The sequence below is a fragment of the Mycobacterium haemophilum DSM 44634 genome (assembly GCF_000340435.2).
GTDB lineage: Bacteria > Actinomycetota > Actinomycetes > Mycobacteriales > Mycobacteriaceae > Mycobacterium > Mycobacterium haemophilum.
The window spans coordinates 1240439-1256934 of the sequence record NZ_CP011883.2 but is presented as its reverse complement, the minus strand read 5'-3'; the positions used below and the strand labels follow the sequence as shown (position 1 = coordinate 1256934).

Here is a 16496-nt window from a genome sequence, read left to right as displayed (position 1 = left end):
GAGTTAGTTTGCGAGTCATTGACGGGTTTGGCTGACTGTGTGGTCAAGACTGTCGCTCTATGAGCGCGCAGCGTCGCCAATTCGCCAGGAAACCGCTCCTCCACAACCACCAGTCTGGCCCGTACGGGCGACCCGTCCCCAGAGGCGAGGCAATGCGCAGCGCCGTCTCAGAAACGCCGCAGCTAGAGATCGCTAGCGTGCTAGCATGAATGCATGGCGCAGATTCTGATCCGGCAACTCGATGACGACACCAAATCCAAGTTGCACCGCCTAGCCCGCCAACACGGTCGCAGTACGGAGGAAGAAGTACGGGAGATCCTGCGAAACGCCGTCCGCACCGTTGATAACCCACCTGGTCGACTGGGTTCCCGGATCGCCTCGCGTTTCACCGGCGCTGGTCTGACGGACGAGATCCCCGAACTGCGGGGCCAGCCTGTGCAACCGGCGCAGTTCGAATCATGATCTTGCTCGATACCAATGTGCTCTCCGCCCTGATGCTGAACACCCCTGATCCGGCCGCGGTAAAGTGGCTCGATAATCAGCCGGCGGAATCAATCTGGACGACATCGATCACCGTCTTCGAAATACGGACTGGGATAGATCTTTTGGAGCGCGGTCGGCGCCGCACACAGCTTGATCGGGCGTTTTCCCAACTCCTGGAAGAAGACCTCAACGGGCGCATTCAGTCGTTCGAGCAGACAGCCGCCCTCGCTGCTGGGACTATCGCTGCAAGCCGGCAACGTATGGGACGCGTGGTGGAGATTCGCGACGTCCAGATCGCCGGAATCGCCACAGCCCGCCATGCCACCGTGGCCACCCGCAACACCCGACACTTCGAAGGAACCGGCGTCAAGCTCGTCGATCCATGGAAATAGCCAGCCGCGTTGGATGGCACGATACCGCTCGCCGACGATTGGAAAACGAAAGTTTTCCGGTTCGCAAGTGCCGAAGCCACCGCCGGTCTGCACTGTTCAGACGTAGCTTGCGAACCCCAGCAAGGCTGGGACATTTCCCGCAAACTTCAACTGGACCGGACATTAATTAACAGAACGTGCCCTACCTTACTCCAGAGTAAGATAGCGTCATTCGCATTGCCCCAACGATCTGAGGCTGCTGACATGACCGACACTGCTCCTAGGGCTAAGCCCTCATCCGCGCGTCCCAAACGACGCGGTCCTAAGTCCGCGGTCGGGATGCAGCCGCACAAGCGGACCGGGATCGACGTCGCAATTGCGCTGCTGACTCCGCTCGTCGGTCAGGAGTTCCTGGACAAATACCACCTGCGCGATCCGCTCAATCGCGCGTTGCGCTACGGGGCCAAGAGGATATTCTCCACGACCACGGCCACCAGCCGGCAGTTCAAGCGGGTGCAGAACCTACGCGGTGGCGCGACCCGGCTGCAGCCCAGCGGTAGGAACTACTTCGACCTGACGCCGGACGACGACCAGAAGTTGATCATCGAGACCGTCGACGAATTCGCCGCAGAGGTACTGCGGCCGGCCGCTCACGACGCCGATGAAGCCGCGGCCTACCCACTCGATCTGATCGCCAAGGCCGCCGAGCTGGGCATCACCGCGATCAACATTCCCGAGGATTTCGACGGCATCGCCGAACACCGTTCCAGCGTGACCAATGTGCTGGTGGTCGAGGCACTGGCGTATGGCGACATGGGATTGGCGCTGCCGATTCTGGCCCCCGGCGGTGTGGCGGCTGCACTAACCCATTGGGGCAGCGCCGATCAGCAGGCCACCTACCTGAAAGAGTTCGCCGGCGACCATGTCCCCCAAGCCTGTGTGGCCATCACCGAACCGCAGCCGTTGTTCGACCCCACCCGGCTGAAGACCACCGCCGTGCGTACCCCATCGGGATACCGGCTCGATGGGGTGAAGTCATTGGTCCCGGCCGCGGCCAGCGCCGAGTTGTTTATCATCGGCGCCCAGCTGAATGGCAGGCCGGCGTTGTTCATCGTCGAGTCCTCGGCCAAAGGACTGACCGTCAAGGCCGACCCCAGCATGGGGATTCGCGCGGCAGCCTTAGGCCAGGTTGAACTCTGCGGGGTGTCGGTGCCCCTTGACGCCCGGCTGGGTCCAGAAGACGCCGCCGAAGCCGACTATGACACTGCCTACTCCGAAGCTATCGCGTTGGCCCGACTGGGTTGGGCGGCGCTGGCGGTCGGCACCTCACACGCGGTGCTGGACTACGTCGTTCCGTATGTGAAACAACGCGAAGCCTTTGGCGAGCCGATCGCGCGCCGCCAAGCCGTCGCGTTCATGTGCGCCAATATCGCTATCGAGTTGGACGGGCTGCGGCTGATCACGTGGCGCGGCGCGTCCCGCGCCGACCAGGGCCTTTCGTTCACCCGGGAAGCGGCACTGGCCAAACGACTCGGCTCCGACAAGGCCATGCAAATCGGCCTGGACGGCGTGCAGCTGCTAGGCGGCCACGGCTTCACCAAAGAGCACCCGGTTGAACGCTGGTACCGCGACCTGCGGGCGATCGGTGTCGCCGAGGGCGTCGTCGTTATCTAGGCATCTCAAGTCCACACCCTCTTCAAAGCGAAAGACCAATCATGGCAATCAATCTGGAGATACCACGCAAACTGCAAGCGGTAATCGTGAAGACCCATCAGGGCGCCGCGGAATTGATGCGGCCGATCGCCCGCAAGTACGACCTGAAGGAACACGCCTACCCGGTCGAGCTAGACACCCTGTTCAATCTGTTTGCGGGAGCCGCCGAGTCATTCGCCTTCGCCGGAGCCGACGCGATCGGCGATGAGCACGACAAAGACGAAAACCACAACGGCGCCAACATGGCCGCGCTGCTACAGACCTTGGAGGCCTGCTGGGGCGACGTCGCGATGCTGCTGTCCATCCCCTACCAAGGGCTGGGCAACGCCGCCATCTCCGCGGTCGCCACCGACGAGCAGCTGGAACGCTTGGGCAAGGTGTGGGCAGCGATGGCCATCACCGAGCCGGGGTTTGGGTCGGACTCGGCGGCGGTATCGACGACCGCCACCCTCGACGGCGACGAGTACGTGATCAACGGCGAGAAGATCTTTGTTACCGCCGGGTCGCGCGCCACCCACATCGTGGTGTGGGCCACCCTGGACAAGTCGCTAGGCCGCCCGGCGATCAAGTCTTTCGTCGTGCCGCGCGAGCACCCCGGTGTCACGGTCGAACGCCTGGAGCACAAGCTCGGCATCAAAGGTTCTGACACCGCCGTGATCCGTTTCGACAACGCCCGCATCCCCAAAGACAACCTGCTGGGCAACCCGGAAATCGAGGTCGGCAAGGGCTTTTCCGGAGTGATGGAAACCTTCGACAACACCCGGCCGATCGTTGCCGCTATGGCCGTCGGGATCGGCCGCGCCGCGCTGGAGGAAATCCGAAAGATTCTCACCGATGCCGGGATAGAGATCAGCTACGACAAGCCCTCGCATGTCCAGAGCGCCGCCGCGGCGGAATTCCTGCGGATGGAAGCCGACTGGGAGGCTAGCTACCTGCTGTCGCTGCGTGCGGCGTGGCAAGCCGATAACAACATCCCCAACTCCAAAGAAGCGTCGATGAGCAAGGCCAAGGCCGGCCGGATGGCTAGCGACGTTACCCTCAAGACCGTCGAATTAGCAGGCACCGCAGGATATTCCGAGCAAACCCTGCTGGAAAAGTGGGCTCGCGACTCCAAGATCCTGGACATCTTCGAGGGCACTCAGCAGATTCAGCAGCTGGTGGTTGCGCGCCGATTGCTGGGCCTGTCGTCCTCCGAGCTGAAGTAGACCGCGTCGTGCAGCCGTGCGCGCGCGCCGGCGGGTATTAATTGAAGCGGCGGAGGCTCTTCGGCCTCTGGTTGACGACGGAGGTGGCATGCGCGCGGCACGAGTGACTCGGCTAGATGGTCCGGACGCTGTCGAAGTCACCGACGTCGAGGAACCGGCAGGCGACGGCGTGGTCGTGGAGGTGCACGCAGCCGGCGCGGCATTCCCGGACGCATTGCTGACCCGCGGCCTTTACCAGTACCGGCCGAAGCTACCGTTCGTGCTCGGAGCTGAGATCGCCGGAGTCGTTCGGTCGGCACCAGCCAATAGTCATGTGGGTCCTGGCGACCGGGTTGTCGGCCTCACCATGCTCACCGGCGGGATGGCGGAGGTCGCGGTGTTGTCACCCGACCGCGTGTTCAAGCTGCCGGACAATGTGACCTTCGAGGCGGGCGCTGGCCTGCTGTTCAACGATCTGACCGTGTATTTTGCCCTCAGTGTCCGCGGCCGGCTGCAGCAGGGCGAGACGGTGCTGGTACACGGGGCTGCCGGCGGGATCGGAACGTCGACGTTACGGCTGGCGCCGGTGCTCGGGGCGTCGCGCACCATCGCGGTGGTCAGCACCGAGGCGAAGGCCCAGACCGCGACCGCGGCCGGCGCCACTGACGTGGTGTTGGCCGAGGGGTTCAAAGACACGGTAAAGGAGTTGACCAGCGGGCGCGGCGTCGACGTGGTAGTCGACCCGGTCGGCGGCGACCGGATGACCGACTCACTACGCTCACTTGCTCCAGGCGGACGGCTACTTGTCATCGGCTTCACCGGCGGTGAGATACCCACAGTGAAGGTAAACCGACTGCTGCTCAACAACATTGATGTGATCGGTGTCGGCTGGGGCGCCTGGACTCTAACGCACCCCGACGCCCTGGCCGAGCAGTGGGCTCAGCTCGAGCGGCTGCTTATCTCCGGCCAGCTGCCTTTGCCCGAGCCGATGATCTACCCACTAGACGAGGCCGCTGCCGCAATCGCATGCCTTGAAAATCGCACCGCCAAGGGCAAAGTCGTCTTGCGCATCCGCGACTAAGCGCGACCATGGATACTGCGCCGCCCCTCACCATTGGGCGACCACGGACAGACCGAGCCAGTCCCCGGCCGAGATCAGCCCTGTGCTCGACTTAGTCGAGAGCACGAAGACAATGAGGTGACGATGACGACTCTGGAAACTCTGCTGAATGATCCCGACATGGCCGGCACATGGAACCTTGTTCCGGATCGCTCAACCATCACCTTCAAGATCAAGAACATGTGGGGGCTGTTGAACGTCAAAGGCCGCTTCACCGAGTTCAGCGGCGACGGGCAGCTCACCAGTAAAGGCGCGGTCTTCGGCCGCCTCGACATCCGCGTCGCATCGCTGCGCACCGGCATAGGCCGACGTGACCGACACCTGCGCTCAGCAGACTTCTTCGATGTCGAGCGGTTCCCCGAGATCAGCGTCGCCGTCACCGACGTCCACCCGACCACCGGCCACGCCGCAGACCTGCGGACCACCTTCACTATCAAAGGCATCACCGAGCCGCTACCACTACCCGTCACGATCAGCGAGCTCGGCGACGGCGCGATCCGAATATCAGGCAAAACCAACATCGATCGATCCCGATTCGACGTGGACTGGAATAAGTTCGGCATGGTCGACGCGACGGCGACCGCCGCGGCAGACGTCATCTTCGTGCGGGCGATCCAGTAACGCCGGCGCGCCACCAGTACCATCTGCACCGTGCCCGCCTCTACCAGCGCTATCCGGATCCTCGTGTACAGCAACAACGCCAAGACCCGCCACCAAGTCATGCAGGCACTAGGCAAACGGCTGCACCCAGAGCTACCCGAGCTGACCTATGTCGAAGTGGCTACCGGCCAGATGGTGATACGACAAATGGACGCCGGTGGTATCGATTTGGCCATCCTCGACGGCGAGGCGACACCGACCGGCGGTATGGGTATAGCCAAACAGCTCAAAGACGAACTTGATGCGTGCCCGCCGGTCGTCGTACTCACCGGGCGCCCAGACGATGCCTGGCTGGCTAGCTGGTCGCGGGCCGAAGCGGCGGTCGCACAACCGATCGACCCCGTTGTGCTGGGTAGGACCGTGCTGGGACTGCTTGCCGCTCCGGCACAGTAGATTCCCTCAGCCACCTCGCACTTGAACTCGCGGGGTTTTGCTTTGCCCGAGGTCGCAACTGCCCCGTAGCCGTGTCCGGCCTTAATGGCGCCGCCGTTTCGGCTGCCGCGGGCGTCTCCGAACCTTGCTGGTCCTGGGTTGCAGCGGGCCGCGTTGGTGTCCTACCGGCGCCCGAAGCTCGTAACGGCGACGTCGGAATTCCAGCATCCGTTGCTGCTGCCTTCACCGCAATTTCCGATGGCGCAGTTGGCAATACCCCCAATGCCGGAACCGATGCGGCGACCTCCGGAATTGCAGAAGCCGGTGTTTCGGGTACCTCGGTTGATTCAGGTAACTCACGTGCAGAGCCGCCAGGACTAATCTGATTGTCTCCGGTAATCCCGGTACGGGTGTTATTGCCACCGGTGGCCGGAACCGGAACGGGGACGGCGAAAACCCCGATTCCGGGGCTCCCAACGCTGGCATTGATCGTAATTGTGTTGCGGCCGCCTGAATTGTAGTTCACGCCATTTCCGGTGCCATAGTTTGGATCACCCGGCGCGAACCCAGTTCCGACGGTCATACCGCTGGCGCCGTTGGCATAGCTGCCGCTACCAACATTGCGATTACCACCGTTGCCACCGCCCGGGCTGGCGCTGCACGAATGCATTGCGGTTGCCTGCAATTGCCGCCGGTATTACCGTCGCGGCCTGCGCCGCCTCAAATATGCTGGCCACGACCCGCGCCTGACCCGCCAACCCGGTCGTCACCGAGACAAACGATTGCGCCGCAGACCCCAACTCCTCGGCAAGCCCCTCCCAAGCCGCCGCCGCCAACATCGGCGCAGTACCGGCACCAGCGAACATTCGTAAGGAGTTAATCTCTGGCGGCAGCACAAAAAACTCACGGCCCCAAGCCTCCCAGATCGATCGCCATCCGATGGCGGTAAACAATAACAACACATGCCGCACCAATATGCTGGTTAACAAAATATTCGTAGAATTCCGCTGCGGCGCGCAATCTTCAAATTCACCGCGCAACTGGGCGGGTGCCGAGCCGGGGCCGCATCCGGCCGCGAATCCCGAGAGTCATTGCTAGGTTGACCCCCGGGCGTCTGCCCCCACCGCCGCGCGACTATGTTGAAGGTCACTGTGATGGCCCACAAACCGGGTCCGTCACAGCAGCCCGGTCACCGCCTGGTCGACGCAGCCAGCCCGCACGACGCATCAGGAAGCGAGTTTGAACCTCTACATACCCATCCTGGTACTGGGAGCCATCGCCGCCGCCTTTGCCGTGGTCTCAGTGGTGATCGCGAGCCTGGTCGGCCCGTCTCGTTTCAACCGGTCAAAGCAGGCGGCCTACGAATGTGGGATTGAGCCCACCGATACCGGCGCCAGAACTTCGCTGGGCGCCGGCGCGGCCAGCGGGCACCGATTCCCGGTGAAGTATTACCTGACTGCGATGTTGTTCATCGTCTTCGACATCGAAATCGTTTTCTTGTATCCCTGGGCGGTCAGCTACGACGCGCTGGGGGCGTTCGCGTTGGTCGAAATGGTGGTGTTCATGCTCACGGTATTCGTGGCCTACGCCTACGTGTGGCGCCGCGGCGGCCTGACGTGGGATTGAGGGCTGAGAACAGATTGGGGGTAGGGCGTGGGCCTGGAAGAACAGCTGCCGGGGGGGATTCTGCTGTCAACTGTGGAGAAGGTGGCCGGCTATGTCCGCAAGAACTCATTGTGGCCGGCGACGTTCGGGTTAGCTTGCTGCGCAATCGAGATGATGGCGACCGCCGGGCCGAGGTTTGACATAGCACGGTTTGGCATGGAGCGATTCTCGGCGACGCCCCGGCAGGCCGATCTGATGATCGTAGCGGGTCGAGTCAGCCAGAAAATGGCGCCGGTGCTGCGTCAGATCTACGACCAAATGGCCGAGCCGAAATGGGTTCTGGCCATGGGCGTGTGCGCGTCATCCGGTGGCATGTTCAACAACTACGCGATCGTGCAGGGTGTAGATCACGTTGTCCCGGTAGACATCTACCTACCCGGCTGCCCGCCGCGTCCGGAGATGCTGCTGCACGCAATCCTGCGGCTGCACGAGAAGATTCAGGAAATGCCGCTGGGCGTCAACCGGGAACGCGCCATCGCCGAAGCCGAGGAAGCCGCACTGGCGGCGCGGCCCACGATCGAGATGCGCGGACTGCTGCGATGAGCTCAGCAGACCAGGAATCCACTGCAGAGGTGGTCGACGTTCGCCGCGGCATGTTCGGGGTGGCCGGCACCGGCGACACCTCCGGGTATGGACGGCTGGTGCGCCAGGTCACGCTCCCGGGCAGTAGCCCCCGGCCTTACGGCAGCTACTTCGACGACGTGGTCGACGGGCTGGCCGAGGCGTTGCACCGCAGCGATATCGAACTCGACGACGCCATCGAGAAAATCGTGGTTGATCGCGACGAACTCACACTGCACGTTCGGCGGGATCTGCTGGTCCAGGTCGCCCAACGTCTCCGCGACGAACCGGAATTACGCTTCGAGCTGTGCCTGGGTGTCAACGGCGTGCACTACCCGCACGAGACTGGCCGGGAATTGCACGCCGTGTACCCGCTGCAATCGATCACCCACAACCGCCGGCTCCGGCTGGAAGTGTCTGCACCGGACAGTGATCCGCATATCCCGTCGCTGTATGAGGTCTATCCCACCAACGACTGGCACGAACGCGAAACCTACGATTTCTTCGGGATCATCTTCGATGGCCATCCGTCGCTGACCCGAATCGAGATGCCCGACGACTGGCAGGGGCATCCGCAACGCAAGGACTACCCACTCGGCGGCATCCCGGTCGAATACAAGGGCGCGCAGATACCTCCGCCCGACGAGCGGAGGGGTTACAACTGATGAGCGCAATTACTGAGTCGGCTGACGGCGCCGGCGAGACAGTCCTGGTCGCCGGCGGCCAGGACTGGGAGCAAATCGTCGATGCCGCCCGCAGCGCGGACCCCGGTGAACGCATCGTCGTCAACATGGGGCCTCAGCACCCGTCTACCCACGGGGTTTTGCGGCTGATCCTCGAGATCGAGGGTGAAACGATCATCGAGGCCCGATGCGGAATCGGCTACCTGCACACCGGAATCGAGAAGAATCTCGAATACCGCTACTGGACTCAAGGCGTCACCTTCGTGACCCGAATGGATTACCTGTCACCGTTTTTCAATGAGACAGCCTACTGCCTGGGCGTGGAGAAGTTGCTCGGCATCACCGATCAGATACCCGAGCGGGTCAACGTCATCAGGGTGATGATGATGGAGCTCAACCGGATCTCGTCGCATCTGGTCGCGTTGGCGACTGGCGGCATGGAGCTGGGCGCCATGACTCCGATGTTCGTCGGCTTCCGGGCGCGCGAGATCATCCTCAACGTGTTCGAATCGATCACCGGTTTGCGGATGAACAGTGCCTATATCCGGCCCGGCGGCGTGGCCCAGGACCTACCGGCGGGCGCGGCCAGCGAGATCGCCGAAGCCCTCAAGCAGTTGCGCCAACCACTGCACGAAATGGGTGAGCTACTCAACGAAAACGCCATCTGGAAAGCACGCACCCAGGACGTCGGATACCTGGACCTGGCCGGATGCATGGCACTGGGTATCACCGGCCCGATCCTGCGCTCCACCGGCTTACCACACGACCTGCGAAAAAGTGAGCCCTACTGCGGGTACCAGAACTACGAATTCGACGTAATTACCGCTGACACTTGTGATGCCTACGGGCGCTACATGATTCGCGTCCAAGAGATGTGGGAGTCGATGAAGATCGTGGAGCAATGCCTGGATAAGTTGCGACCCGGCCCGACCATGGTAGCGGACCGCAAGATCGCCTGGCCGGCTGATTTGAAAGTTGGCCCCGACGGTATGGGCAACTCAGAAGAACACATCGCAAAGATCATGGGCAGCTCGATGGAGGCACTGATCCACCACTTCAAGCTGGTCACCGAGGGCATCCGGGTTCCGGCGGGGCAGGTTTACGTGGCGGTCGAATCGCCACGCGGAGAGCTCGGCGTGCACATGGTCAGTGACGGCGGTACCCGCCCCTACCGGGTGCATTACCGGGATCCTTCCTTCACCAACCTGCAGTCGGTCGCGGCGATGAGCGAGGGCGGGATGGTTGCCGACTTGATCACCGCGGTCGCCAGCATCGACCCGGTCATGGGCGGGGTGGACCGGTGACAGAACCGCAGGCCGCAACCGATGGCGAGCGAGTCTTCCTTCGGCTCGGACCGCCACCCGAGGAGCCCAATCAGTTCGTGGTTGACGGTGCGCCGCAGTCGTATTCGCCGGAGGTCAGGGCGCGGCTGGAGGTCGACGCCAAGGAGATCATCGGTCGCTACCCCAACAACCGCTCAGCGCTGTTGCCGTTGCTGCACCTGGTGCAAGCCGAGGACTCCTACCTGACGCCTGCGGGTTTGAAGTTCTGCGCCGATCAGCTGGGACTGACTGGCGCCGAGGTGTCGGCGGTGGCCAGCTTCTACACCATGTATCGCCGCCGCCCGACCGGCGAATACCTGGTCGGTGTGTGCACCAACGCGCTGTGCGCCATCATGGGCGGCGACGCCATATTCGAGACGCTGGTAAACCACCTCGGCGTCCGCAATGACCAGACCACCCCCGACGGCAAGATCACCCTGCAACACATCGAGTGCAACGCCGCCTGCGACTACGCACCGGTGGTGATGGTCAATTGGGAGTTCTTCGATAACCAGACCCCGGAATCGGCGCGTGAACTCGTCGACTCGCTACAGTCCGGCAAGCCAATCTCACCTACCCGCGGCGCTCCGCTGTGCGCGTTCCGCTTGACATCGCGCATCCTGGCAGGCCTACCCGATCAGCGCCCAGACGACGGGCAGGGTGGTGCCGGCGCAGCGACATTGGCCGGTCTGAAGGTGGCACGCGAACACGGCATGCAGGCGCCCCCAATGCCGGACGTATCAGGGGAAGGACAGTAATGGCTGCCCCTACCGCCCCCGAGGCGACACCGTTGACCCCGGTGATCAGCCGCTACTGGGACGACCCCGAGTCGTGGACGCTAGAGACCTACCAGCGCCACGACGGCTACCAGGCGATGAAGAAAGCCTTGGCCATGGAGCCCGACACCGTGATCAACACCGTTAAAGACTCGGGGCTGCGCGGGCGCGGCGGCGCGGGCTTTTCCACCGGCACAAAGTGGTCGTTCATCCCGCAAGGCGACACCGGGCCGGCGGCCAAACCACATTACTTGGTGGTCAACGCCGATGAGTCGGAACCCGGGACGTGCAAAGACATCCCGCTGATGTTGGCCACACCGCATCTGCTTATCGAAGGTGTCATCATCGCCGCCTACGCGATCCGGGCAAACCATGCGTTCATCTACGTGCGCGGTGAGGTGCTGCCGGTGTTGCGTCGCCTGCAGAACGCGGTGGCCGAGGCGTACGCCGCCGGTTACCTAGGCCGCGACATCGCCGGTTCGGGCTTCGACCTAGAGCTGGTGGTACACGCCGGCGCGGGCGCCTACATCTGCGGCGAGGAGACCGCGCTGCTTGATTCGCTGGAGGGCAGGCGCGGCCAGCCGCGGCTCCGTCCGCCGTTCCCCGCGGTAGCCGGGCTGTACGGCTGCCCCACGGTGATCAACAACGTCGAAACAATCGCTAGTGTCCCGTCGATCCTGCTGGGTGGCGTCGACTGGTTCCGGTCGATGGGTAGCGAGAAATCGCCTGGCTTCACGCTGTATTCACTGTCAGGACACGTCACCCGCCCGGGTCAGTACGAGGCTCCGCTGGGTATCACGCTGCGCGAGTTGCTCAATTACGCCGGCGGGGTGCGCGCCGGGCATCGACTCAAGTTCTGGACACCGGGCGGGTCCTCAACACCATTACTCACCGTTGACCATCTGGACGTACCGCTGGACTACGAGGGCGTGGGTGGGGTCGGCTCGATGCTGGGCACCAAGGCACTGGAGATCTTCGACGAAACCACCTGCGTGGTGCGCGCGGTGCGCCGGTGGACCGAGTTCTACAAGCACGAATCGTGCGGTAAATGCACGCCGTGTCGAGAGGGCACCTTTTGGCTCGATCAGATCTACGCGCGGCTGGAAACCGGCGGAGGCACGCACGACGATCTCGATAAGCTGACCGACATCGCCGATGCCATTTTGGGAAAGTCGTTCTGCGCGTTGGGCGATGGCGCCGCCAGCCCGGTGACGTCGTCAATTACGCACTTCCGCGACGAGTACGTCGCACATGTCGAAGGAGGCGGATGCCCGTTCGACCCTCGAGACTCCATGCTTAACGGAGGTAACGCGTGACCCAAACGGTCGACACCGAAAAGAAGGTAACCCAGCCGGAGATGGTGACGTTGACCATCGACGGTGCCGAAATCAGTGTTCCCAAGGGAACTCTGGTGATCCGTGCGGCCGAATTGTTGGGCATCCAGATCCCACGGTTTTGCGACCACCCGCTGCTGGACCCAGTCGGAGCCTGCAGACAATGCCTGGTCGAAGTAGAGGGACAACGCAAACCAATGGCGTCGTGCACCACCGTAGTCACTGATGACATGGTCGTGCGTACCCAATTAACGTCGGCGGTCGCCGACAAGGCGCAGCACGGCGTGATGGAGCTGCTGCTGATTAACCATCCGCTGGACTGCCCGATGTGCGACAAGGGCGGCGAGTGCCCGTTACAGAACCAGGCAATGTCTAACGGCCGCGCAGATTCTCGCTACACCGACGTTAAGCGCACTTTTGCCAAACCGATCAACATCTCCACTCAGGTTCTGCTCGACCGCGAGCGTTGCATCCTCTGTGCCCGCTGCACACGCTTCTCCGAACAGATCGCCGGCGACCCGTTCATCGACATGCAGGAACGAGGCGCACTGCAGCAGGTCGGCATCTACACAGGCGAGCCGTTCGACTCCTACTTCTCGGGCAACACGGTGCAGATCTGCCCGGTGGGCGCGCTGACTGGGTCCGCCTACCGTTTCCGAGCCCGCCCGTTCGACCTGGTGTCCAGCGCAAGTGTGTGTGAACACTGCGCGTCGGGGTGCGCGCAGCGCACCGACCACCGCCGCGGCAAGGTGCTGCGCAGGCTGGCCGGCGATGACCCGGAAGTCAACGAGGAATGGAACTGTGACAAAGGCCGGTGGGCCTTTAACTACGCCACCCAGCCGGACGTGATCACCACTCCCCTGATCCGCGACACCGACGGCACGCTACAACCGGCGTCATGGTCGCATGCCATGGCGGCCGCCGCCCAGGGGCTCGAGGCAGCCCGCGGCCGCACCGGTGTCTTGGTGGGCGGCAGGGCGACCTGGGAGGACGCCTACGCCTACGCCAAGTTTGCGCGAATTGCGTTGGACACCAACGATATCGACTTCCGCGCCCGCCCGCACTCACACGAAGAAGCCAACTTTTTGGCGGCCCGCATCGCGGGTCGGCCGGTGACCGTCAGCTACTCCGACCTGGAATCGGCCCCGGTGGTCTTGCTGGTCGGGTTCGAGCCAGAAGACGAGTCACCCATTGTGTTCCTGCGGTTACGCAAGGCGGCCCGCAAACACGGGGTACCGGTGTATGCAATCGCACCATTCGCTACCCGCGCATGTGAGAAGATGTCCGGCCGGCTGATCAAAACCATTCCCGGCGTTGAGCCCTCGACGCTAGATGGGCTGACCACCGGCGAACTGGGCGATCTGCTGGCCACCCCTGGCGCGGTCATCATGGTCGGGGAACGGTTGGCCACGGTGCCGGGCGGCTTGTCCGCCGCGGCCCGACTCGCCGATGCCACCGGGGCGCGGTTGGCGTGGGTGCCGCGCCGTGCCGGGGAACGCGGCGCGCTGGAAGCCGGCGCCCTGCCCGCGCTGCTGCCCGGTGGCCGTCCGCTGGCCGACGCCGTTGCCCGCGCCCAGGTCTGTGCGGCCTGGCACGTCGACGAATTACCCACTGCCAGTGGACGGGACGCCGACGGTATGCTGGCCGCCGCCACCGACGGGACCTTGGGCGCACTGCTGGTCGGCGGTGTCGAGCCCGCCGACTTCGCCGACCCCGACGCAGTGCTGGCCGCACTGGATGCTGTGGGCTTCGTGGTTAGCGTGGAGCTTCGCCACAGCGCTGTCACCGAACGCGCCAACGTCGTGTTTCCGGTTGCGCCGACGACACAGAAATCCGGTGCCTTCGTCAACTGGGAGGGCCGCTACCGCGGATTCGCCCCGGCACTGCACGGAACCACCCAACGAGCCGGCCAGTCAGATCATCGGGTACTCGACACGTTGGCCGACGAAATGGGCGTCTATCTAGGGCTTTCCACCGTCGAGGCGGTGCGCGCGGAGCTGTCCGGGCTGGGCAGCTGGGACGGTAAACACGCACCCCTGGATGTCGGGGCCCCGCACGCTGCGGCGGCGGCCCAACCAGGGCGAGGTGAGGCCGTGCTGACCGGTTGGCGGATGCTGCTCGATGGGGGCCGTCTGCAAGACGGCGAACCATATCTGGCCGGGACCGCGCGCACACCGGTGCTGCGGCTGTCGGCAGATTCGGCAGCCGAGATCGGCGCCGCCGACGGTGACGCGGTTACGGTCACCACCTCGCGCGGCTCAATCACGCTGCCACTGACCATCACCGACATGCCAGATCGAGTGGTGTGGCTACCGCTGAACTCGCCAGGGTCAGCGGTGCACCGGCAACTGGGCGTAACCATCGGCGCCACTGTCAAGATCGGGGTGAGCGCATGACCCACTACCGCGAGTGTGCGTGTTGGTACGTCGACACGCCGATAGTGACGTCCATGTGCGCACCCTCGCGCGAGGCAACCGCATGACCGCCTTCGGACACGACCCCTGGTGGCTGGTGCTGGGCAAGTCGCTCGCCATATTCGTGTTCCTTATGCTCACGGTGCTGGTGGCGATCCTGGCCGAACGCAAGCTGCTGGGCCGGATGCAGCTGCGGCCAGGTCCAAATCGAGTGGGTCCGAAAGGTGCTCTGCAGAGCCTGGCCGACGGAATCAAGCTGGCGCTTAAGGAGAGCATCACCCCCGGCGGTATCGATCGGTTCGTGTATTTCGTGGCGCCGGTGATCTCGGTGATTCCGGCGTTCACCGCGTTCGCGTTCATCCCGTTCGGCCCCGAGGTGTCGGTGTTCGGCCATCGCACACCATTGCAGCTGACAGACCTGCCGGCCGCGGTGCTGTTCATCCTGGGGCTCTCCGCGATCGGGGTGTACGGCATCGTGTTGGGCGGTTGGGCGTCGGGCTCCACCTACCCGCTGCTGGGCGGCGTGCGCTCCACCGCCCAAGTCATCTCGTATGAGGTTGCAATGGGGCTGTCGTTCGCGGCGGTCTTCCTTTACGCCGGCACCATGTCGACGTCCGGAATCGTCAAAGCCCAGGAAGACGTCTGGTACGTATTTCTGCTGCTGCCGTCGTTTGTGATCTATCTCATCTCGATGGTCGGTGAAACCAACCGCGCCCCATTCGACTTGCCCGAAGCCGAAGGTGAGCTAGTCGCCGGTTTCCACACCGAGTACTCGTCGCTGAAGTTCGCGATGTTCATGCTCGCCGAATATGTCAACATGACCACGGTTTCGGCGCTGGCCGCGACGATGTTCCTCGGCGGCTGGCATGCTCCCTGGCCGCTGAACATCTGGGCAGGAGCTAACACCGGCTGGTGGCCGCTGATTTGGTTCACCGCCAAGGTGTGGGGATTTTTGTTCGTCTATTTCTGGCTGCGGGCGTCCTTGCCCCGGCTGCGCTACGACCAGTTCATGGCGCTGGGCTGGAAGTTGCTGATCCCCGTCTCGCTGGTGTGGGTGATGATCGCGGCAGTGATCCGCACCTTGCGCAACCAGGGTTTCCAGTATTGGACCCCGGTGCTGGTCATCAGCAGCATTGTTGTTGCCGCGACGCTGCTGCTATCGCTGCGAAAGCCGTTCAGCGTCCCCAGAGCTCAGGCCCCGCAGCGCCACCCGGTGGCCGCAGAGCCGGCATTCCCGACACCGCCGCTACCAGTCGGTGCGAGCAAGGAGGACGCACGTGGCTAAACTTCTGGACGCCGTAGCGGGATTCGGCGTGACGCTCGGTTCGATGTTCAAAAAGACGGTCACCGAGGAGTACCCGGAGAAACCGGGTCCGGTTGCACCGCGCTACCACGGCCGTCATCAACTCAACCGATACCCGGACGGTCTGGAGAAATGCATCGGCTGCGAGCTGTGCGCGTGGGCCTGCCCGGCCGACGCGATCTACGTTGAGGGCGCGGACAATACCGACGAGCAGAGGTTTTCGCCGGGGGAACGCTACGGTCGGGTATATCAGATCAACTATCTACGGTGCATCGGTTGCGGTTTGTGCATCGAAGCTTGCCCGACTCGGGCACTGACAATGACCAACGAATACGAGATGGCCGATGACAACCGTGCAGACCTGATCTACGAGAAGAACCAGCTGCTGGCCCCGCTGCTGCCGGAGATGACCGCGCCACCGCATCCAAGGGCGCCAGGTGCCACCGACAAGGACTATTACCAAGGCAACGTGACGTCAAATGGTTTGCGGGAGAAGCAGAACGCCGGACCCAAAGCCGGAGACCCCCAGTGACCG

At 63.5% G+C, this 16496-nt stretch carries 15 protein-coding genes and 2 pseudogenes; 16 read left to right on the top strand and 1 reads right to left on the bottom strand.

Annotated elements, in window-relative coordinates; all coding sequences use genetic code 11:
• The first annotated feature begins 213 nt into the window (after positions 1-213).
• From B586_RS06030 to B586_RS06000, 7 genes are all read left to right on the top strand, one after another.
• Positions 214-462 carry a FitA-like ribbon-helix-helix domain-containing protein gene (locus tag B586_RS06030; RefSeq protein ID WP_047313156.1) on the top strand — a complete coding sequence of 83 codons (249 nt, stop codon included), beginning with the start codon at positions 214-216 and terminating at the stop codon, positions 460-462.
• Positions 459-875 (top strand): type II toxin-antitoxin system VapC family toxin, encoded by a 417-nt coding sequence (locus B586_RS06025; RefSeq protein ID WP_047313157.1) that lies wholly within the window; start codon positions 459-461, stop codon positions 873-875. The genes B586_RS06030 and B586_RS06025 overlap by 4 nt, the downstream gene beginning before the upstream one ends.
• 243 nt (positions 876-1118) lie before the next feature.
• Positions 1119-2528, top strand: a complete 1410-nt coding sequence (locus B586_RS06020) for an acyl-CoA dehydrogenase family protein (RefSeq protein ID WP_054880432.1) — start codon at positions 1119-1121, stop codon at positions 2526-2528.
• Between the two features lie 41 nt (positions 2529-2569).
• Positions 2570-3772 carry an acyl-CoA dehydrogenase family protein gene (locus B586_RS06015; protein WP_047313159.1) on the top strand — a complete coding sequence of 401 codons (1203 nt, stop codon included), beginning with the start codon at positions 2570-2572 and terminating at the stop codon, positions 3770-3772.
• An 88-nt stretch (positions 3773-3860) separates the two neighbouring features.
• On the top strand, positions 3861-4832 hold the full coding sequence (locus B586_RS06010) for an NADPH:quinone oxidoreductase family protein (RefSeq protein ID WP_054880433.1): 972 nt from the start codon (positions 3861-3863) through the stop codon (positions 4830-4832).
• 123 nt (positions 4833-4955) lie between these two features.
• The gene (locus B586_RS06005) at positions 4956-5492 is read left to right on the top strand and encodes a YceI family protein (protein ID WP_047313455.1); all 537 of its coding nucleotides are present in this window, start codon (positions 4956-4958) and stop codon (positions 5490-5492) included.
• 30 nt (positions 5493-5522) lie between these two features.
• Positions 5523-5924, top strand: coding sequence for an Rv3143 family two-component system response regulator (locus tag B586_RS06000; RefSeq protein WP_047313161.1), 402 nt, complete (start codon positions 5523-5525; stop codon positions 5922-5924).
• Between the two features lie 650 nt (positions 5925-6574).
• Here B586_RS06000 and B586_RS22690 read toward each other — a convergent pair.
• Positions 6575-6769: pseudogene (locus B586_RS22690) on the bottom strand (PPE domain-containing protein); the annotation flags it as partial.
• 373 nt (positions 6770-7142) lie between these two features.
• Between B586_RS22690 and B586_RS05985 the strand changes: the two are divergent.
• From B586_RS05985 to nuoI, 9 genes and pseudogenes are all read left to right on the top strand, one after another.
• Positions 7143-7529 (top strand): NADH-quinone oxidoreductase subunit A, encoded by a 387-nt coding sequence (locus B586_RS05985; protein WP_047313164.1) that lies wholly within the window; start codon positions 7143-7145, stop codon positions 7527-7529.
• Positions 7530-7556: 27 nt separating this feature from the next.
• Entirely contained in the window at positions 7557-8111 is a 555-nt protein-coding gene (locus B586_RS05980) for a NuoB/complex I 20 kDa subunit family protein (RefSeq protein ID WP_047313165.1), read from the top strand.
• On the top strand, positions 8108-8794 hold the full coding sequence (locus B586_RS05975) for an NADH-quinone oxidoreductase subunit C (RefSeq protein WP_054880436.1): 687 nt from the start codon (positions 8108-8110) through the stop codon (positions 8792-8794). Before B586_RS05980 ends, B586_RS05975 begins: the two co-directional genes overlap by 4 nt.
• A complete protein-coding gene (gene nuoD, locus B586_RS05970; protein WP_054880437.1) occupies positions 8794-10116 on the top strand; it encodes an NADH dehydrogenase (quinone) subunit D in 1323 nt (440 codons plus the stop codon). Before B586_RS05975 ends, nuoD begins: the two co-directional genes overlap by 1 nt.
• Positions 10113-10892: an NADH-quinone oxidoreductase subunit NuoE gene (gene nuoE, locus B586_RS05965; protein ID WP_054880438.1), complete on the top strand. Its 780-nt coding sequence runs from the start codon at positions 10113-10115 to the stop codon at positions 10890-10892. The genes nuoD and nuoE overlap by 4 nt, the downstream gene beginning before the upstream one ends.
• Positions 10892-12226 carry an NADH-quinone oxidoreductase subunit NuoF gene (nuoF, locus tag B586_RS05960; RefSeq protein ID WP_054880439.1) on the top strand — a complete coding sequence of 445 codons (1335 nt, stop codon included), beginning with the start codon at positions 10892-10894 and terminating at the stop codon, positions 12224-12226. The genes nuoE and nuoF overlap by 1 nt, the downstream gene beginning before the upstream one ends.
• Positions 12223-14640 carry an NADH-quinone oxidoreductase subunit G gene (locus B586_RS05955; protein WP_054880440.1) on the top strand — a complete coding sequence of 806 codons (2418 nt, stop codon included), beginning with the start codon at positions 12223-12225 and terminating at the stop codon, positions 14638-14640. Before nuoF ends, B586_RS05955 begins: the two co-directional genes overlap by 4 nt.
• Positions 14641-14722: 82 nt before the next feature.
• Positions 14723-15943 carry an NADH-quinone oxidoreductase subunit NuoH gene (gene nuoH, locus B586_RS05950; protein WP_047313171.1) on the top strand — a complete coding sequence of 407 codons (1221 nt, stop codon included), beginning with the start codon at positions 14723-14725 and terminating at the stop codon, positions 15941-15943.
• Positions 15918-16493, top strand: a pseudogene (nuoI, locus tag B586_RS05945) (NADH-quinone oxidoreductase subunit NuoI); the annotation flags it as partial. The gene nuoH and the pseudogene nuoI, both read left to right, overlap by 26 nt.
• Positions 16494-16496: the final 3 nt, after the last annotated feature.

Bases quoted from the DNA above. Each gene is read 5' to 3' on its own strand.
- B586_RS06030 (WP_047313156.1), top strand. From the start codon at position 214: ATGGCGCAGATTCTGATCCGGCAACTCGATGACGACACCAAATCCAAG.
- B586_RS06025 (WP_047313157.1), top strand. From the start codon at position 459: ATGATCTTGCTCGATACCAATGTGCTCTCCGCCCTGATGCTGAACACC.
- B586_RS06020 (WP_054880432.1), top strand. From the start codon at position 1,119: ATGACCGACACTGCTCCTAGGGCTAAGCCCTCATCCGCGCGTCCCAAA.
- B586_RS06015 (WP_047313159.1), top strand. From the start codon at position 2,570: ATGGCAATCAATCTGGAGATACCACGCAAACTGCAAGCGGTAATCGTG.
- B586_RS06010 (WP_054880433.1), top strand. From the start codon at position 3,861: ATGCGCGCGGCACGAGTGACTCGGCTAGATGGTCCGGACGCTGTCGAA.
- B586_RS06005 (WP_047313455.1), top strand. From the start codon at position 4,956: ATGACGACTCTGGAAACTCTGCTGAATGATCCCGACATGGCCGGCACA.
- B586_RS05975 (WP_054880436.1), top strand. From the start codon at position 8,108: ATGAGCTCAGCAGACCAGGAATCCACTGCAGAGGTGGTCGACGTTCGC.
- nuoD (WP_054880437.1), top strand. From the start codon at position 8,794: ATGAGCGCAATTACTGAGTCGGCTGACGGCGCCGGCGAGACAGTCCTG.
- nuoF (WP_054880439.1), top strand. From the start codon at position 10,892: ATGGCTGCCCCTACCGCCCCCGAGGCGACACCGTTGACCCCGGTGATC.
- nuoH (WP_047313171.1), top strand. From the start codon at position 14,723: ATGACCGCCTTCGGACACGACCCCTGGTGGCTGGTGCTGGGCAAGTCG.